Genomic DNA, 17983 nt, shown 5'->3' on the forward strand with positions numbered 1-17983 from the left:
CCCTATCCCTTGATGCCGGATGATTGTATGCCTTGAACAAAATAGGTTTCCGCGTACAGGAACAGCAAAATAACCGGACTCATGTAGAGCAAGGATGCCGCAAATCCGACGCCGCGCTCCCCTTCAAGGATGCGGGACAAATAAACGGATAGCGGATGCTTGAGCGGGTCGTCAATAAAAACGAGCGGCTGCTCGACCATATTCCAGTAATCGGCAAACAATAATACAACCAGAGCAGCAATGCCGGATTTTGCAAGCGGCAGTACGATCGCGAGGAAAATTCGAGCATATCCCGCCCCATCCATTCGTGCAGCTTCGATAATCGGGCTCGGAATATGCAAGTAAAACTGGCGAAGCAAAAACACGCCGAATGGAGCGAAAATGCCCGGTAAAACAATGGCCGCCGCGCGGTTCAAGATGCCCAACTCATCCGCCATGATATAATTCGGGACGAGCGTAACTTGAAAAGGCATCAGCATCGCCACAATATACACAAGAAACAAGGCATCCTTGCCAGGGAGACGCAGATTGGCAAGCGCAAAGGCGGCAAGCGACGCCACGATTGTTTGTCCCGCGATAATGGGAGCAACCAGCATCATCGAATTCCAAAATCGCAATAAAAACGTCGGGGAGTCGATCAAGACGTTGCGGAATTGCTCAAGCGTCACCCAATCGGGAACGAGCTTCCAATTGACAAACTGCCCTTGCGGTCCTCCGTCAGCGCTCGTCATATTACCGATCAGATCGTAATTCAACCCGATTTCGCGCTCTGTCATGAACGAACCGGTTACGGTCAGCACAATCGGAAACAGCGTGATCAAGGCAAAAAGGAGAAGGAGAACGGTTAACGCGTATTTATGCAATTGAACCATCTTGACCTCCCCCCATTATTCCATGAATGTCCTGAAACGGCGTTCCAGCAAATAAAGACCGGCGACCAGGATCATGATGCTTCCGACCATCAAGCTGGCCGCAGCTGTCAACTTCTGTATATCAAGCGACAAAAACATGTTGTTCATATAATGCTGAAGCATGTAAATGCTGTCATGCGGATAATTGCCTGCAATCAAGTACGTTTCCCGAAACACCTTGAACGAACCGATAATCGACATCAAAACAACAAAAAACAAGGTTGGCATCAAATAAACCATCGTAATGCTGCGCCATGACGTGAAGGGCCCCGCCCCTTCCAGCCTCGCGATTTCATAGTAGCTTTCCGGAATGTTCTGCAAGCCGGCCAAAAATAAAATGACGTTGTACCCCATGTTCTTCCATGCATAGACCAGCGTTACGGTCACGATGGCCCAGTCCGATTTCATCCAATCGATTCGCTCCATCCCGAAGCTGTGCATCCATGCGTTGACCGCCCCGTTCCAGTCGAATCCGATCTGCCATATAAAAACGACAGAGGCAACGGGCACGACAAGCGGCAGGATAAAGGCCGTTCTCAGCCATTTGCGGAGGTAGACGCTCTTGTTCAGCAGAATCGCCAAGCATAAAGAACTGCCGATCATGAGCGGCACGCTCATGAATGTGAACAACGCAGTGTTCCATGCCGCTTTGCGGAAGGAGGCGCTTGCCAGCAGCTCCCGATAGCCCGCCAATCCGACAAATGCGCCATCCGGCGTGCCGTCCTGAAAGGAATAGACGAGTCCCATCGCAAACGGAATGACATAGAAAAGAGCGAAGCCTCCTGCACTCGGCATCAGGAACATGAAGGCCGCGGCAATCTCTTTTTTCCGCCAATGAATGTTCATGCTCGCCACTCCCTGTTCCTGTATTATTCATTCAAATAAATCCCGACTCTGCTTTGAATGAGCTTCGCTGCGTCTTCAGCCGATTTCTGCTTGTTGAAGAACGCTTTGGCTTCCTCAAACAGGATCTCACTGATTTGTGACGGCGTTTGGTGCAACGGTTTATTTGCCGCGGCGATTCGTTGCTTGAATATGCTCAGCCCCGCCTCCGTGATGTTTACGGTTTTGACCTTGCCATCCATATCTTCAAACTTGACCGTTCCTTCTTTCAGCAATTCCTTTAATTGTCCTTCCAGCGTCGCTTTGTTCATGGGGAACATTAAATACGAACGGTTTTGGTCCTGCCTGTTTTTTGACCCTTGCATCTCGTCGGACAGCAAAAACTTGATAAAGTCCCATGCTTCCTTTTTCACGGCTGAGTTCGAATAGATGCCTACGTTATAGCCTGTCGTAAAATACGTGCCTGTCTGCTGCCCCTCGGCAATCGGCTTTTGGTACAGCTTTCCTGTGCCATGAAACATGACGGGATAGGTGAAATAATCTTCGATCGACCGGATTGAAGCTCTGAAATCAAAGTAGCCTTGCAGCCCTTCATAGTTTTCGGTCATGACCTGTTCGTCGAATAAGGTGTTCACTTGTTCAAGCAGCCGGACGAAGAGGTCGGAGTCAAAATTCGCTTTCCTGCCGGCTTCATCTACAAACGCAGCGTAATTATCTTGAAACAGCAGCTCCAGGGCGCCTGTCTTGCTTATGCCCAATAACCCGTGCGGATAACTGCCTTTCTTGATCAATTCCTTTGTCGTATCGATAAACTGGTCGAATGTCCATGTTTTGTCGTCGATGTTCACGCCTGTCTTCGAAACGGCTTCTTCGTCCACCCAAAAGAAATCCATATAAAAATGGAGCGGCATGCTGTATAGCCCGCCATTCAGCTTGCTGTTGTCCCATATGTTGCTGTAATACTGCTCTTTCTGGAACGACGAATCCTGCTCCATCATTTCGCTCAAGTCAACCAGCATTTTCTTATTCACATATTTGCCGACAGGCAAAAAGTCCAGGACGATCAAATCAGCCGCCCCTTTTCCCGATAGCAGCTCCGTGTTCATCTTGGTTACGATTTTATCGTACTCGCTTTCGTCGAGCTTTCCTTCGCCACGATAATCTTTCAACTGAATCGTGATATCGGGATGCCGGTCTTCGTATTTCTTTTTGGCTTCCTTGAAATAGTCCGAGCTTCCTCCTGTCGCCAATACAATGGTCTTTTTTCCGCCTTTATTTTTCTCCGTTTCCCCTGGGGAAACTCCGGCGCTTCGATCCGGCTGCTTGTCTTCGTTCCGCACGCTCTCCGTTCCTGTGCCTCCGTCCGGGATTGCAATGTCATTCCTTCCGACGCTCCCATTGCTGCCGCTGCCGCTGCAAGCCGCCATCGTCAAAAGCATCGCAAAGCCAACAATCAACAAGGTTACTCTTCTCATCTGCTTCTCTCCCATCCATGAATCGCGATTCCAAGGTTCATCCTATATCAAGGTTGTAAAAAAAAGCTGTCCAAGATGTAAACAAAATGTATCCGATGATGACCATTACGTAGTAGCCCCTGAAAAAATCGGGTTAAATGGTGCATGAAAGATTACTTTTTTTGACCGCAAACGCAGCAACCCCCATGAATCTTGTTCACGGGGGAGCTTCCTTTTTACGAAGAGTCGTATGTTCGGTTTGCGGCAATCAATTATTGCAAATTATAAATTTTGTAAATTAAAACGGCCGTTTCCGCGCGGGTTGCATCGCCGAGCGGATTGATTCGCTTGCCGTCGCCGGCAACAATGCCGTTGCGGACAAACGTCGCCACGCTATCCGCCGCATAGGAAGCAATGCGGTCGCGATCGACGAACCCGCTCAGCTCTTCCGGCGCTCCGGCGTCCAGCCGCTTGTTCGCAACGATAAGCGCTCTGTGACTCATTGCCATCATTTCCTGCCTCGAGATCGAAGCGCGGGGGTTGAACGCGTTATTCCCGACGCCGGATGCGATGCCCAGCTCCCTTGCGATAGCCACGGCGTCCGCATAATAATCCAGCTCTCCGACATCGGCGAATCTCTCCCCTGCCGTTGCGGTCAGGCCTAGCGCCTTGACCAGCAGCAGGACGAAGTCCGCTCTCCGGATGGGCGCTCCCGGGTCGAAAGCAAGCTCGGATGTCCCGCTGATCACCCCTTTGGAAGCCAGCACCTCTATCGCTTTTTTGGCCCATCCGTAACGGTCGATGTCGTTAAAAGTCCGAAAAACAAACGCCGTCGCATACCGTTCGAACCGGGTCGTCTTGAAAGAAACTGTCCCCGCCGAAGCGTCGTACCGCCCGGTCGGGACCGGAACGGCGCGGCCGGATTCATCGATCGACAGAACGACGATATGCTCGGTGGCAGCCCGTTCGGCATCGGTCAGGACGTAAGGAATCGAGACGACGACGGGCGCAAGCGGATTATGCCAAGCGATCTTCCTGTTATCGACCGCCAGCTCGATTCCGATGGCGGGCCTGTTTCCGATGACGGTTTGCGCCTTGGCGTTCAGTTCGGAAGGATCGAGCGATCTGATCGTCAGCCTGGCGATTTCGGCTCTTTGCAGGCGCAGCGAATTTAACATGTGGCTCGGGAGCAAGAGCCGTCCCCATTCGGTTTTGATTTCGATGCGATGCGTTTCGACGGCTGTGTTGAGATACGGAACCGGTATGCCCACCGTGTAGGAGACGGCGCCCTCGACTTTCGGAAATTCGATAATCGCGGTGACGGGTTCTTCTCCTTGCGCACCGCCGGCAAGGGCCCGGACCATATCGCTCTCCGGAACGTCGGCGCTGGCATTGCTCTTAGCCGCATCGAACGACGGAGACGATATTTTGACCATACGCGCGTCCTTAGGCGCTGCGGGTGGCTGAGCGGAACCCCCTCCGCCTCCTCCGGAACCCGGGCGCGCCGCCGCAACGTTAAACGACGTTGTCGCGCTTGTCGTTGCGTTCCCCGCGATCACCCGATATGCGCCCGCGGCGAGATCGTTCGGCAGCTTGAACCGTCCGCTGAAACCGCCGCCGTTCAGAACGTCCGTATGGAGGATCGTTCCGTTCGGCCGCAGCACGGTTATCGTCAACTCTTCAAGCGTCGTGCTGCCGGAGATCGTCACCATGCCGCCCGGAGCCTTGTCTTCGACAGCGTTCAGCGTAATCTGCGTCGCTTCAGCCCCTACCCAAGCCGACGGCTGAAGGAAAATGAACAGGCCGATCAATGCGGTCATTGCCTTCTTGAACATGGCAGCCACCCCGTTACTCCATCGTTCTCGGCGCTGCCAAATTTTCCGCCGCGCCGGCGCTGCTGCCCAACCGATCAAATACGAATACTTTTACGCGATACGACGGCTTCTGCGGATCGGCTACATGGAATTCCGCAGTCAATTCCTTCGTCGTCTGAATATCTTCGATAAGCGAGACGATGCTGACGGGAACGTCCCCGTCCATTAGTTGGAAGACGACCGTTTCCTTGCCGCTGTGATCGATGGCTCCGGAAGTCGGCTTGATGCTGGCCGCCGCCTGGATGCCAAACGATCTGTCTAGTCCCGCAGCAACGATCGTAAACGAAGGCTGAGTCTTCGTTAGCATGAAATCGTCCGCATAGATGGCGCCCTTCCCGGTCGCAGTCAAGTAGAGCTGCAGGCTCGCCGTGCCGGCCGGGATCGTAAACTTGCCGCCGAGTTGCTTGTAATCGGCGTTGGTCACCGCAAGCTCGACAACCCCGTCCTTGATCTTCTTCCCTTCGCTGTCGATGCAGTTGACGCCGATGTACCCGACCGCTCCGTCTACCGCCTTGGCCCATACGAGCAGCGTGTAGGATTGCCCAGGCGTGAACCCGGTAATCCCGGTATGCAGAAATCCGGAGGCCGCGCCGGACCTCAGCGCGAACAAACCGCTGCGCACCTCGTCCTTCACCACAGTCACGTCGCCGTAAATTTCATTGTCGGGGGCATCATGGTTCCAGCCGGACATGTCCCCTTTCTCGAACCCCGGGTTCGGCAGCAGGTTGACGATCGACTTCTGCGCAACCGCAGTAATCGGCGCGCTCCAAGTACTCGTCCCCGTGTCGCTTCTCGTCGCCCTCACTTGGTAAGTATGCGCAGAGCCCTCGGCCAACCCCTGATGCTGGTACGGAGACGTCACATTGCTGGCAAGCGTTCCGTCCACAAGCAGATCGTACTCGGTTGCTCCCGTCACGTCGTTCCACGTCACTTGAATCTGCGTTTCGCTCACCGGCGCCGCCTTCAATCCGGCAGGCACGCTGGCCTCCAGAACGATATCGTCCGCGACGAAGACGCCCTGATCGTTCGCCTGGAACGAAAATTCCATCTTGGCAGTGCCCGGAGGCGTGACGAACGATCCCGTATAATGCTGGAACGTCTCGCTCGTGACGCTGATCGGAGTTGCGTGTCCTTGCAGCATAACGTTGTTGCCGTCGTAGAACACGACGTCGATGGTGCCCAGTCCCGGTTTGCCCGCATCCGGTTTGCCCGCTTCGATCGCGGACACTTTGCCCCACAAGGACACCAGATACGTCTTATCGCCTTCCACGCCTTTGGAGACCATCTGCGAGCGGCCGTCCCAGCCGTCTCCCCTGAGACCATAGGCGCCGTTATAACCGATGCCCGCAACGACTTCCGCCCCCCAGCTTACTTCCCATCCGGTCGTCCCTGCCTCGAAGCCGGGATTCGTAAGCAGGTTCGACTGCTCGGTCAGGCTTGCGCTGACGCTTGGCGTCCAAGCGCTGGCTCCGCCTCCGTGCTTGGACCGGATACGATAAGTATGCGTCTCGCCTTCTTCCAGACCCGTATGGGCATACGGGCTGCTCACGTCGGTTATCAATTGATCGTCGATCAGGATGTCGTAACCCATCGCGCCTTCGACAGCCGCCCAGACGACATCGATCCGGGAGCCGCCCGCAGGGATCGTCGATACGCCCGAAGGCACCGGCGGCGAACGCTCCAGCAGCACGTCGTCCAAATAAACGGAAGCGCCTGCAACAGCGTAGATCTGCAGCGTCTTCACGCCGGGCAGCGTACGTAAAGTGCCGACGTACGGTTTGTAGCCTTCGCCGACGTCCAGCGTAAAATCCAGACCGCAGCCGTCTATGCCGTTGCCGGCTTGATCCAGACAACTGATCCCGATCCAGGCTTCGTCCTCCGGATTGTTCGCCCAGAACGAGAACGTGTAGTGCTTGTCCGCGATGACATTCGAGGCGATATCCTGATAAACGCTGGCCCCGTCTGCCAGATGAAGCGCCTGGACGCCCCCGTGTGCAATTTTAACGGACGGCGTATCGGCGACAACCGTCGGCGTCCCGCCCCAAATGCCCCAATCCGCGAGCGCGCTCGCTTCAAATCCGGCATTGCCGACAAGGTTGGTCGCCGCAGCCGGCGTAACCGCGCTGACGGTCGGGCTCCAGGCGCCGACTCCGTCCCCGTTTACGGCTCTTACCCGATAAGTATGCGATGAGCCCGGCGATAATCCGGCATGCGTATAAGGGCTGTACACTTGTCCGATCTCCATGCCGTCCACCATCAAATCGTAGCTCGCAGCTCCGGCGACTGTCTGCCAGCTTACCCGAATCTGCGATGAACTGTCCGCAACGGCAGTAAGCCCCATCGGTACGGCTGGCGGCTGCCCGACCGGATTCCCGGCCTCCAGCGAGAAGTCGTCCGCATACGCCGCTCCGCCTGCCGCCTTGAAGTAGATTTCCAATCTTGCGGTTCCCGCCGGCGCCGTGAAAGCTTGCTCCACCTTTTCATACGCCGACGCATTCGATGCCGACATTTCAATTAGCGCAGTCGCAAGCGGCGCATTCGAACTATCGTAAGCATTGACGCCGATCGTTCCGACGGCTCCCGTCTCAGTCTTCACCCATGCGGACAACGTGTACGCCCGGCTGTCATACACGCTGCCGGACACGCTCTGCGCAATGTCGCCGCCCGCGCTCGCCTGAATCGCATAGTTGCCGCTGCGCGCGCTTCCGCCGCCAATCACGGCCGCCGTTCCCGCCGCCGAGCTCCAGCCCGTTGGATCACCGGTTTCGAATCCCGGATTGACGAGCAGATTGCTTGTCGTAAATTCATAAGCGCCGATGTCGGGCGCGCCGTTGTACAGCGCATGACCCCAGAAATCTTGGCCTCCGTTGTCGATGCCGCCCAGTTGGCCGATCGGCATGCCTGCGTCGATCAGAGGCGACCCTTCAAGCAGCTTGTAACCTTCCAGGGAATCCAGACCGGTCGTGCCGCTGCCGGGATTGACGAGCATCGGGTCGGCGGTGATTTTATGCGGATCGTTCGGCTCTGTCGCGGAATGATGACCGTAAAACGCGTTGTAGTCGAACACGACGTTCGTCGCCTCGCCCCATACGTTGTCCCCGGTGCCCAGGTTATAGAAAATATTGTTATAGCTCTGCGTATTGTCGGAGTATCCTCCGTTGCCCCTGAAATGATAGGGTTTGACGTTCATGCCTTCCTTGGTATAGAACACATTATTGTAAATATAAGTGTTAAGATTCGGACCGTTGATATCGAACAGATCGTCTCCGTCGTTCTGGCTGATGTTGTACCGGATAATCGAGGTGTCCGAGTACACGTCCGCATTGCCGCACACCATCATAAATCCGCCTTGATTGTCATGACTATAATTGTATTGATGAATGCTCCTGAAATTAAACCCGTCTACGTCAAATGCGGTGCCGTCTTCGCCGAAGCCGCCGTACACGCGATATTGCGCCTCGTTCCACTTTTCTCCGTACACTTCGTTAAACTGGAACACCGCGTCATCCGTGGACCACGGCCACATCGCAACCGAGAAGCCGTCGGCCGGGCTCTTCAGGGAAGCTCTGACATTGCCGCTCTGGCTTACGTTATACTCGACCAGCGGCGCCTTCGCGTGCATGACCATGATGCCGTCGCCGCCGATATCGCTGAGCGTGTTGTTCCTCACGACGATGTTCGTATGGTAGTTCGGAGACCCCGTCTGACCGCTGAGCGTCTCGTCGACCCAGCCGATATTGATCCCCGTACGGTCTACCGTCGTGAAGGTGCTTCCCTCCACCCGTACGTCGTCGTAGCGTGTGCCGATGGAGCCCAGGGCGTCGATGATGATGCCTCCGGTGGATTTCCCCGCTCCGAAGTGATTGTCCCCTCTGACATCGTGAATGTTCAGACCGGAGAACACCAGGTGACGGTTCACCTGTAGATTGTCGGATCGGACCAGCACGGCCGCGCGATAGCCTTCTTCGTAATCGTTGTTCGTGATTTCAAGATTGCGAATCTCCCAATAAGACTGATTTCCTAGCCGCAGAGGAGCATCGGGATATTCGATTCCGGCTCCGTTAATGATCGGCTTGTTCCCCGTGCCGTACATGTCGACGACGATTGGACTGCCGTCCGCGCCCGAGCCTTTCGGGTTCAACATGCCGGTCCAGATGCTGCCCGCTTTGAGCAGAATGCGGTCTCCCGGCTGGAACGCCGCGACCTCGTTCACACTCTCCAGCGTCTTCCATGCGGTATGGGGGCTCGTCCCCGCATTGTCGTCATTGCCGCCCACCGAATCTACATAGTAGCTGGTGCCGAGACCCGCATCCGCCGCCGTCTCGGCAGGCGCCGTTATCAGCGCACCCGCGAGAAGGGCGACGATGGCCATGATCGAGACGGCTTGTCGAATTACTGTACGCATCTTCTCATCTCCCTCTATGTTCCGGAAACTCTTATCTGATCTTCATACGCTTCAATGCCTCCGGGTTCCATTCCGTCTTCGCTTCCCGAACCAACCGGTCTACCCGCCTCGCATACTCCTGTTCCGTATGCTCCTGCTTCATCGCGTCGACCCGGCTTTCGAAATCGGGAAATTCCGCCTGGAAGAGTTCGACAACTTTCAGGAAGCAGTAAAACCCGTTCTCCTTATAGATTCCGCTGACTTGACCCTGCGTCAATGGGTTGGCGACTTCTCTGGACACGCCGGTAGCCGCATAATCCGCCCGGCCGGCCCGATTGTCGAACAAAAACTCCTCCGCCTTGAGCGGAGAACGGTAAGCGTCGGCAGACGCTTCCCCATTTTCCTCTTCCAGCGCCCGATTTCGCGCTTCCTCAATGGCGGCCTTGGCGCCGTCCTCGCCTGTCGGCACCGATACTCGCACAACTCTCTTGTTCATAAAGCTGAAGCTGCGTTTGTCGAACTCATACATGCGCCTCAACTCTTCGTCGGACATCCGGAAATCGCTTTCCCGCAACTTCTCCTTCAAGCGGATAACCAGATTGCTGAACCTGTAGTTGAAAAAATCCGGCTCGGCATATTCCGTCGGCCCGTAAATGATTTTGCCCGTAGCCAGCGCTTCCCGCCTCCGCTCGTTCTCTTCCTTGAGCTCTTGCTCGAATGTTTCGTAGCGGATGTCGTCCAGAAGACCGTGTGCCTTCGCCAACTGCAGTTGAACCATAACGGCGACGAGATTGCGCTTCGCGGCTCGCCTGGCATGTTCGATCGGGACTTCGCCGCCATGAGCGCGGTTCCAGAATTCTGCGCTGTCCTCGGCTCCGTATTGTTCATGAAAGTACTGGAACGTACCGGCGGCTTCTTGCTGCAGCTGCATGCGGAACCATTCCGCCGACACGGAATCGCCGTTGATATGCCCAACCACGGCATGCGAGCTGCGGGTGAAAGCGGTAACCACAAGCGCCGACGCAACGCACAGCGCGATCAACAGCGCGCTTCCGACCGCCCATTTTTGCTTCTTCAACAAGGAGCCTTTCATTTTCCATTCCTCCGCTTGCTGTATCGTCGCAGGGCCCGTAAGGATGATGCCGCTTACAATTCGGTTCATGCGAAACGGCGCGGCGGTCTCCGGTGTCGTCTGCACGCCTTCTTGCGAACAGAATGGAAACCGCCGGCACCTACATCAATAAAATTAGACCATCAAGACGGCTGCGAGCGGCCGCTCGGCACCCGCGCCGTCGATTCGCGGGCGATCAGTTCGGGCTGCAGCAAGATCGAAGAGTTGCGCTTCGCTCCTCCGATCAGCTTGAGCAGCCGGCGAGCGGCCTGCAGGCCCATCTGCTCCATCGGCTGGCGGATCGTCGTGAGCCGCGGATGAATTTCCTGCGCGAAGACCTGATCGTCGTAGCCGATCACGGATATCTCCTGCGGAATACGATATCCTTGGCTCTTCAGAGCTTCCATAAACCCAAGCGCCAACGCGTCGTCTCCGGCAAATACCGCCGTCGGCATTTCGCCGCCGGATTGCAGCCATTCCATCCCTACGTTAAACCCGCTCCGTATGCCGAATCTCGTGTGCGTAACGCAAAGCGGCCGCAATCCGGCTTCGCCCAGCGCTCGTTCAAATCCTTGCCTGCGCTGCCTAACGCTCATAAAATGCCCCGGACCGCTCAGATGCGCAATCTTCGTGTGACCTAGCTCAAGCAAGTGCCTCGTCGCGTCGTAGCCGCCCTTATCGTTATCCACGTTTATCGTGATCGCCCTTGTCCGTTCATCATGGTTATCAATAATGACGAAAGGAATGCCCTTGCGCTCCAACTCGGAGACGTAACGTTCCTCGTTCAGCGGCGAGAGGACGATGATGCCGTCCACGCGATCCTCCTGGAACAAAACATGTTCGGTATCGTGCTTCTCAGGATTGTAGATGGACAACGCCAGGAAATAACCGTTATCCTCCAAATACTCGTTCACTGCCTGCACAATGCCGTCGAACACGGTGTCCTGCAAAGTGACGAGCGTCAGCCCGATAACGCCGGTCGATCCCCGGGCCAGACTGCGAGCAGCGGAGTTGGGCCGATAGTCCAGCTCCTTGATCGCCTGCAGCACCTTCTGCCGGTTGCTTTCCCGCACGGTCGGCGAATTGTTCAATACCTTTGAGACAGTGGCCAGCGATACGCCCGATTTCGCGACAACGTCCAGAATGCTTGCTTTTTTCATGGCGACAGAGCTCCCTCACGCTTATTGCTTCTACTATATACAATCTATTCTACCCTGCCGCCGTCTCCGTTCCAACAAGCTCGCCGCCCAAATCCATTCTGAATGATAGATGGCTTATTTGCCGATGCGCTTTAAGTTTTCCTGCCAGCTGTCCGTTTTGTACTTGAGCAACTGAGCGTACCCGACCTTCTGCGCGTCCTTCTCCGCCTGATCGAGCATCGCCGCGACTTCCTCCTCGCTCTTGGCATTCAGCACGGCTTGCGCCCGTACTTTGAGCAAAATATCGTTTACGCTTTGAGCGATAATGCCTTCGGGAGAATCCTTGGTCGGATCCAGATTCGAAAATTCAGTCACGTTCATTTGCGTTTTCCAAGTAATTTGCGACTGCCAGCGCGTTTCCCAGTTCTGCTGATCCGGGGCCAGCGTCTGCTCGAACTTCATCTTCGACTGATCGATGAAGGTCGTATTGCCATTCCATTGCAAGTCCCCTGTCGAATCCATGAGCTTGTTGCGCCCGACGGGATCGGTCACGAACTTCTCGGTGAATTTGGGCGCGCCGTCCTCACCGGCTCCTTCCCAGTACATCCCTTCCGGCCCCCAAATAATGATTCGCTGTCCTTCGGGCCCCGTGAACCAATCGAGGAACGCAAAGATCGCCTCCGGATTTTTCGCCGCTTTCGTAATGACGCTGACGTTCCATCCCAATTGATTGTAATTGCCGGGATAAATTTTGTTTTTATCCAATCCTGCTTTGTGAATCGGCCAAATCATGAAATAGCCAGCCTCCGGATCCTTTTCCCGTAAAGCGGTGTCCCCTCTTGCTCCAAGCTGAGTCGGAGTCGCCGAAGCGAATACCGCAACGCGGCCTGTCGTCACTTTCTCGGACACATGGTCCCCATTCTGCGAGAAGGCGTCCTGGGTCATCAGCTTCTCACGGTACAGCTTGTTGGCGAATTGCAGAGACTCGCGGTACGCCGGATCGAGGAACAGACTTTTCAGTTCGTTTCCTTCCGGAACGCCCATCATCCCGGTGAAATAGGCGGTGCGATTTTCGCCGAATGCCGAATACATCGTATCTATCCCTACCGCTCCTTCTCCCGCTTCGAACGGAACGACATCCGGATACTTCTCCTTGACCTGTTTCAAATAGGCGTACAGATCGTCCGTCGTCTCCAGCTTCGGAGAGCCGAGTTCCTTGTAGATTTTCGAATTTACAACGTAACCCGCATTCCCTTGCGGCGTGCTCGTGTACCAGTTCGGAAATTGATACAGCTTGCCGTCCGAAGAACGAAGCATGTTGAGCGTCTCCTCGCCGGCCCATTTTTTCAAGTTCGGATATTTGTCCAGGTAGTCGTCGAACGGAACGAGCATTCCGGCTGCGCGCAGCTTCTCGACTTCCGCGTCGCGCTCGGTCCAAATCACGTCAGGCAAGTTGTTCGACACGATCATCGTGCTGAGCTTCTGCATGGCGGATCCGCCCGAATTCACAGCAATGACGTCGACCTTCTTATTCTCTTTGATCCATTGCGACGACAGATCGCCGCCCCACTTCGGCATCGTGTACCAGTCGTAGTTGCCGTAGAAACTGAACTCCAGCGGCTCGCTGCCGAGTTCGAACCTGTCTCCCGCCGGCGATGGCGACGCGGCGCCTGTTGCCGTGCTTGCGCTTGGGCTCGAACTTGCGCTCGGACTTCCCTCGGTCTGTTCTCCCTTGCTGCATCCCGTCATCGCCGGCAGGAGGGCCATCGCCCCCGCGAGCAGCAGAGCGGTCATCTTCGTTCTCTGTTTCAATTTGCTTCTACCCCTTTCAAAAATGGATGATATCTATCGTCAAGGCCATAAGGCTTAGACGCAACGTTACTCTTTCATGGACCCGATCAGGACGCCTTTCACAAAATACTTCTGCACAAACGGATAGACGAGGATGATCGGCACCGTCGCCACCATCATCGTCGCCATCGTCAGCGAGCGGGAGGTTACCGTCTTCATGCTTTGCATGTGGCTTGCCGCCGCGGAATCCAGAAAAGACATCTGCTGGGACATCAGATTCGAGTTCAGAATTTGCTGCAGCTTCGTCTGGATCGGCAGCAGATCGGCGTTCGAGATGAACAGGCCGGGCGCGAACCAGTCGTTCCAATGATTGATCGCGGTAAACAAAGCCAGCGTGGCGATTACCGGACCCGACAGCGGTAGCACGATCCGAAACAGAACGCCCCAATTCCCACAGCCGTCGATCTTGGCCGATTCGGCAAGTCCCGCAGGAAGTCCCTGAAAAAAGGTTCTGAAAATGATCATGTTCCACACGCTGACGAGCCCGGGAATGACCATTACCCAGAACGTATCCATCAGCCCCAAGTCCCGTATCAGCAAATAGTAGGGGATTAAGCCTCCGCTAAAATACATCGTGACGACGCAAAAGATCATGTAAAATTTGCGCGCCGCCAGCTCTTTCCTCGACATTCCGAAAGCGAAGATCGCGGTGGCCAGGATGGCCAGCGCCGTGCCGATCGTCGTTCGAAGAATCGATACGACGAAAGCGCTTACCAGTTGGTTATTCTCCAGCACGATTTGGTAGTTCGCGAGCGTGAACGCTCTCGGCCAGAAGGTAATGCCGCCCATACTCGTATCCGTACCTTCGTTAAACGAGATGACAGCCGCGTTCCAGAACGGATAGAAAGCGACAAAGCCAAGAATCGTCAGGCAAAAGTAAACGAAGATAGAGAGCAGCCTGTCGCTTGCGCTTGCTCGAATCATGATCGCATCAACCTTTACGAAATATTGTCGAATGCCCGTTGGCACTTGCTGCTTACCATAAGCTATTGTCCGTCTTGCGGGCCATATAGTTAGCCATAGCGAGCAATCCGATACTGATCAGCGCCTTGAACAATCCGGCGGCGGTTGCATAGGAATAGCGATTGTTCTGTATGCCGATGCGGTACACGTACGTGTCAATCACATCCGCCACGTCCCTGAGCACGGGATTGGACCCGAGCAGCAAAATATCCTCAAAGCCTGCGTTCAAAAAGTCCCCGATGGCCAATATGCCGAAAATGATGATCACCGGCAGCATCGATGGCAGCGTAATCAAATAAATCTGCTTGAACCGGCTGGCCCCGTCCATCGACGCCGCCTCGTACATATTCGGATCGATGCCCGAGATCGCCGCCAGATAGACGATAGAACCGAAACCAATCTCTTTCCAAACGTTAGTCGTTATCAGAATCGTCCAGAAATACTCGGGAATGGACAGGAAGTTGATCGGTCCGTCGATCAGCCGCAGCTTTTCCAGCAAAATATTGAGACTGCCGTTGTCCACGGACAAGATCGAAATCGCATAGCCGGACACGATGACCCAGGACAGAAAATGCGGCAAATAGCTCACCGTCTGGATAACGCGCTTGAAAATCATTTTCCGGACCTCGTTGAGCATGAGCGCCAGCACGATGGGAGCCGGAAAAGCGATGCACAGCTTCAGCAAGCCGATGACAACCGTATTGCGCATCACATTGCCAAGCTCCGGAGCGGCGAAGAACATTTTGAAATGATGGAACCCGACCCACGAGCTGTGATAGAAGCCCTTAAACAGGCTGAAGTCCTGAAACGCCATCAGCACTCCGTACATGGGGATGTAGCAGAAGATAAAAATAAATGCGATGGCCGGAATGACCATAATTTGCAGGTCCCATTGGCGAAAAAACCGCACAATTTGTTGCTTCATTGCCGACGGCTCCTTTCGTCGTTATCCCTTGAGCGGGAAAAATTGCGGCAAATACGAGCGGTTTAACGTCAACATCTCGTCCAGCATCGGCTCGGCGACGTTCGCCGAGGGCACGAGCGGATGATGGGCGAGCGCAAGCAAGGCCAGATTCCGATCGCCCGTTACGGCTGCTTCGATAGCAAGCCGCTCATACGTTTTGACGGCGTGCATCAACCCTTTAATCGCTGGCGGGACCCGCTTAACCGCAAGCGGGATCGGCCCTTGAGCGGTGACGACGCAATTCGTTTCAATACAGGCGTCTTCGGGCAAAAAGTCCAGCACGCTCCCGTTCGGTACGTTTAAGGTCTGAATGTCACGAGCATCCGTATACAGGGATTTCATCAACCGCACCGCCGCCTCCGAATAATAGGCGCCTCCGCGCAATTCAAGCTGCTTGGGCTTCTCCGCCAAATCCGGCTGCTCGTACAACGCGAACAGTTCGTCTTCGAGTTTCTTGACGACTTCCGCGCGAGTCCCCTGCTTCTTCGACGAGTCCAACTGCTCCTCGAGCATTTCCTTCTGTAAGTAGTAGTATTTCAGATAATAGGACGGGATGGCGCCGAGCGCCCGAATCAGGGCGGGATTCCAGGCGGACTGCGGAACGTTGACGGCAGAGTAGGCGTCTCCGTTCATCATTTCGGACAGACGCGACTGCCCGTCTACGCTGACTTGCGTGACCCAGTGCAGATGATTCAGGCCGACAAACTCGGCGTAGATTCGATCGGCGGGAACGCCGAACATATTTTCCAGCCATTTGTAGATGCCCAGCGGAGCATTGCAAAGCCCGATCGCCTTGATCCGGGAATGCCTGTTGACCGCCTCCGTCACCATGCCAGCCGGGTTCGTGAAATTCAGCATCCAGGCGTTCGGACAAAGCTCCTCCATATCGCGGGCGATGTCGAGCAGCGCCGGAATCGTGCGGAGCGCTTTCATCATCCCGCCCGGACCAGTCGTTTCCTGCCCGATGACTCCGTACTTCAGCGGAATCGTCTCATCCCAGATTCTCGCCTGCAGCAAGCCGACCCGCATCTGCGTCGATACGAAATCGGCGCCGTCCAGCGCTTCCCGGCGATTCAGCGTCAACCGTACGTTAATCGGCAATCCGGATTTCTCGATCATGCGCTGGGCCAATTTGCCGACAATGTTCAGCTTGCGCTCTCCTTCGGGAATGTCAACCAGCCATATTTCGGTGACGGGCAGTTCCCTATAATTGAGAATGAATCCTTCGATCAGCTCCGGAGTATAAGATGAACCCCCTCCGATGACAGCCACTTTGAATCGCTTATTCAACGCTCATCGCTCCTTTCAAATGATGAAGATGACTGAATTGCGAATAAACCTCTTCCGTAATCGCGGCATCGTCCTTATCCATCGCCAGCAGGAGAGCTCCGGCTACAGGCTCGAACGTCAGCGGTTTCAACCGACAGCCTGGCGCAATCTTTCGCACTTCTTCGGCTATATACGGATGCGTATATTTGCTGTCCCCTTTGGTCAGAATACTGCCCGCCAGCACCAGGTCGAACACCTCCGAATGCAGGCCGAGCCTCTGAATAACCGCCCGTGCGGACATCCCCAGCTCCCTTCCCTGGATTCGCAAAATGCGGATTGCCGTCTCGTCGCCAAGCTCCGCCGCCCGGAACAGCACCTCGGCAAGACTCGGCGGAATGGTTCGCCCATGATCGAGGAAATCGTCGTACATAAGCGGCACCGACGAACACCCCAGCGCTTGCGGCACCATATCGGCGAGCAGCGTCGCTTCCGTACGCCCTTCCCAAGAGCGGATCGCCGATCTGAAAGCCTCTATGGCCAGCTCTCTTCCGCCGCCGAAATCGCCATACTCGTAGCCGAAGCCGCCGCATTGCACGACCTCCCCGGTTTTGCCGATGCCCGCGCAATTCATGCCGAACCCGCATATGACGACGACGCCGTAAGAGCGATTCGTCCCCGCTCGCAGTGCGATGATGGTGTCGCATACAATCTCCGAATTGTCATAGCCGAGTTTTCGAATCATCGGTCTTAAAATACGGAAGTCCGCCTCGCGATCGGCTCCCGCCAGGCCGAAGCAGGCGCGGGCAATGTCCTCTCGCTGCAATCCCGCCTGCTTAAGCGCTTGCCGGATCGCGCTGTCGATATTATTGAACGCCAGCTCCTCATTGATCTGATGATTCCCAGGACCGGCTGCGCCATGGCCCCTTACCCGCCCCTGGCTATCGGTTACGACTGCCAGCGTATGACTGCCCCCGCCGTCTACCCCCAAGTAAAAAGTCATCGTTGTCTCTCTCCTTGCCGACACAAAATTATAAACGTTTATAATATTGATTGAAAAAAAAACGAAACTACCGCTTTTATATTAGTGAAATCCTAACAATGAATATAGAAGTGCACTAGCGTAATATATTTATGACAGTCTAATCATCCCTTTAATTATAAACGATTATAATTTGATTTTAGTGTAATGAACCAATGTTGTCAAGATTCATAACTGCGAG

12 protein-coding genes are annotated in these 17983 nt (G+C 55.1%); all 12 read right to left on the reverse strand.

The window, feature by feature from the left end:
* Positions 1-2: 2 nt before the first annotated feature.
* On the reverse strand, positions 3-872 hold the full coding sequence (locus B0G52_RS25925) for a carbohydrate ABC transporter permease (protein ID WP_094048698.1): 870 nt from the start codon (positions 870-872) through the stop codon (positions 3-5).
* A gap of 15 nt (positions 873-887) precedes the next feature.
* Entirely contained in the window at positions 888-1757 is an 870-nt protein-coding gene (locus B0G52_RS25930) for a carbohydrate ABC transporter permease (protein ID WP_094048700.1), read from the reverse strand.
* A 23-nt stretch (positions 1758-1780) separates the two neighbouring features.
* Positions 1781-3229: an ABC transporter substrate-binding protein gene (locus B0G52_RS25935; protein ID WP_158223870.1), complete on the reverse strand. Its 1449-nt coding sequence runs from the start codon at positions 3227-3229 to the stop codon at positions 1781-1783.
* 251 nt (positions 3230-3480) lie between these two features.
* Positions 3481-5043, reverse strand: coding sequence for an S-layer homology domain-containing protein (locus B0G52_RS25940; protein WP_094048705.1), 1563 nt, complete (start codon positions 5041-5043; stop codon positions 3481-3483).
* A gap of 13 nt (positions 5044-5056) precedes the next feature.
* Positions 5057-9487, reverse strand: coding sequence for a carbohydrate binding domain-containing protein (locus B0G52_RS25945; RefSeq protein WP_094048707.1), 4431 nt, complete (start codon positions 9485-9487; stop codon positions 5057-5059).
* A gap of 31 nt (positions 9488-9518) precedes the next feature.
* Entirely contained in the window at positions 9519-10559 is a 1041-nt protein-coding gene (locus B0G52_RS25950) for a peptidyl-prolyl cis-trans isomerase (protein WP_143762650.1), read from the reverse strand.
* Between the two features lie 161 nt (positions 10560-10720).
* Entirely contained in the window at positions 10721-11737 is a 1017-nt protein-coding gene (locus B0G52_RS25955) for a LacI family DNA-binding transcriptional regulator (protein ID WP_094048711.1), read from the reverse strand.
* A 114-nt stretch (positions 11738-11851) separates the two neighbouring features.
* Positions 11852-13510, reverse strand: coding sequence for an extracellular solute-binding protein (locus tag B0G52_RS25960; RefSeq protein ID WP_233163059.1), 1659 nt, complete (start codon positions 13508-13510; stop codon positions 11852-11854).
* Between the two features lie 84 nt (positions 13511-13594).
* Positions 13595-14491, reverse strand: a complete 897-nt coding sequence (locus B0G52_RS25965) for a carbohydrate ABC transporter permease (RefSeq protein WP_094048713.1) — start codon at positions 14489-14491, stop codon at positions 13595-13597.
* A 52-nt stretch (positions 14492-14543) separates the two neighbouring features.
* Positions 14544-15455 carry an ABC transporter permease gene (locus tag B0G52_RS25970; RefSeq protein ID WP_094048715.1) on the reverse strand — a complete coding sequence of 304 codons (912 nt, stop codon included), beginning with the start codon at positions 15453-15455 and terminating at the stop codon, positions 14544-14546.
* A 21-nt stretch (positions 15456-15476) separates the two neighbouring features.
* Positions 15477-16784, reverse strand: a complete 1308-nt coding sequence (locus B0G52_RS25975; protein WP_094048717.1) for a 6-phospho-beta-glucosidase — start codon at positions 16782-16784, stop codon at positions 15477-15479.
* A complete protein-coding gene (locus B0G52_RS25980) occupies positions 16777-17763 on the reverse strand; it encodes an N-acetylglucosamine kinase (protein WP_094048719.1) in 987 nt (328 codons plus the stop codon). The genes B0G52_RS25975 and B0G52_RS25980 overlap by 8 nt, the downstream gene beginning before the upstream one ends.
* Between the last annotated feature and the right edge of the window lie 220 nt (positions 17764-17983).

This window comes from Cohnella sp. SGD-V74, assembly GCF_003001675.1.
Taxonomy (GTDB): Bacteria; Bacillota; Bacilli; order Paenibacillales; family Paenibacillaceae; genus Cohnella.

What these genes read in the sequence shown, in the direction of transcription:
- B0G52_RS25980 (WP_094048719.1), bottom strand. Translation starts at nt 17,763, where the DNA reads ATGACTTTTTACTTGGGGGTAGACGGCGGGGGCAGTCATACGCTGGCA.
- B0G52_RS25945 (WP_094048707.1), bottom strand. Translation starts at nt 9,487, where the DNA reads ATGCGTACAGTAATTCGACAAGCCGTCTCGATCATGGCCATCGTCGCC.
- B0G52_RS25965 (WP_094048713.1), bottom strand. Translation starts at nt 14,491, where the DNA reads ATGATTCGAGCAAGCGCAAGCGACAGGCTGCTCTCTATCTTCGTTTAC.
- B0G52_RS25925 (WP_094048698.1), bottom strand. Translation starts at nt 872, where the DNA reads ATGGTTCAATTGCATAAATACGCGTTAACCGTTCTCCTTCTCCTTTTT.
- B0G52_RS25940 (WP_094048705.1), bottom strand. Translation starts at nt 5,043, where the DNA reads ATGTTCAAGAAGGCAATGACCGCATTGATCGGCCTGTTCATTTTCCTT.
- B0G52_RS25930 (WP_094048700.1), bottom strand. Translation starts at nt 1,757, where the DNA reads ATGAACATTCATTGGCGGAAAAAAGAGATTGCCGCGGCCTTCATGTTC.
- B0G52_RS25960 (WP_233163059.1), bottom strand. Translation starts at nt 13,510, where the DNA reads ATGACCGCTCTGCTGCTCGCGGGGGCGATGGCCCTCCTGCCGGCGATG.
- B0G52_RS25935 (WP_158223870.1), bottom strand. Translation starts at nt 3,229, where the DNA reads ATGAGAAGAGTAACCTTGTTGATTGTTGGCTTTGCGATGCTTTTGACG.
- B0G52_RS25955 (WP_094048711.1), bottom strand. Translation starts at nt 11,737, where the DNA reads ATGAAAAAAGCAAGCATTCTGGACGTTGTCGCGAAATCGGGCGTATCG.
- B0G52_RS25970 (WP_094048715.1), bottom strand. Translation starts at nt 15,455, where the DNA reads ATGAAGCAACAAATTGTGCGGTTTTTTCGCCAATGGGACCTGCAAATT.
- B0G52_RS25950 (WP_143762650.1), bottom strand. Translation starts at nt 10,559, where the DNA reads ATGAAAGGCTCCTTGTTGAAGAAGCAAAAATGGGCGGTCGGAAGCGCG.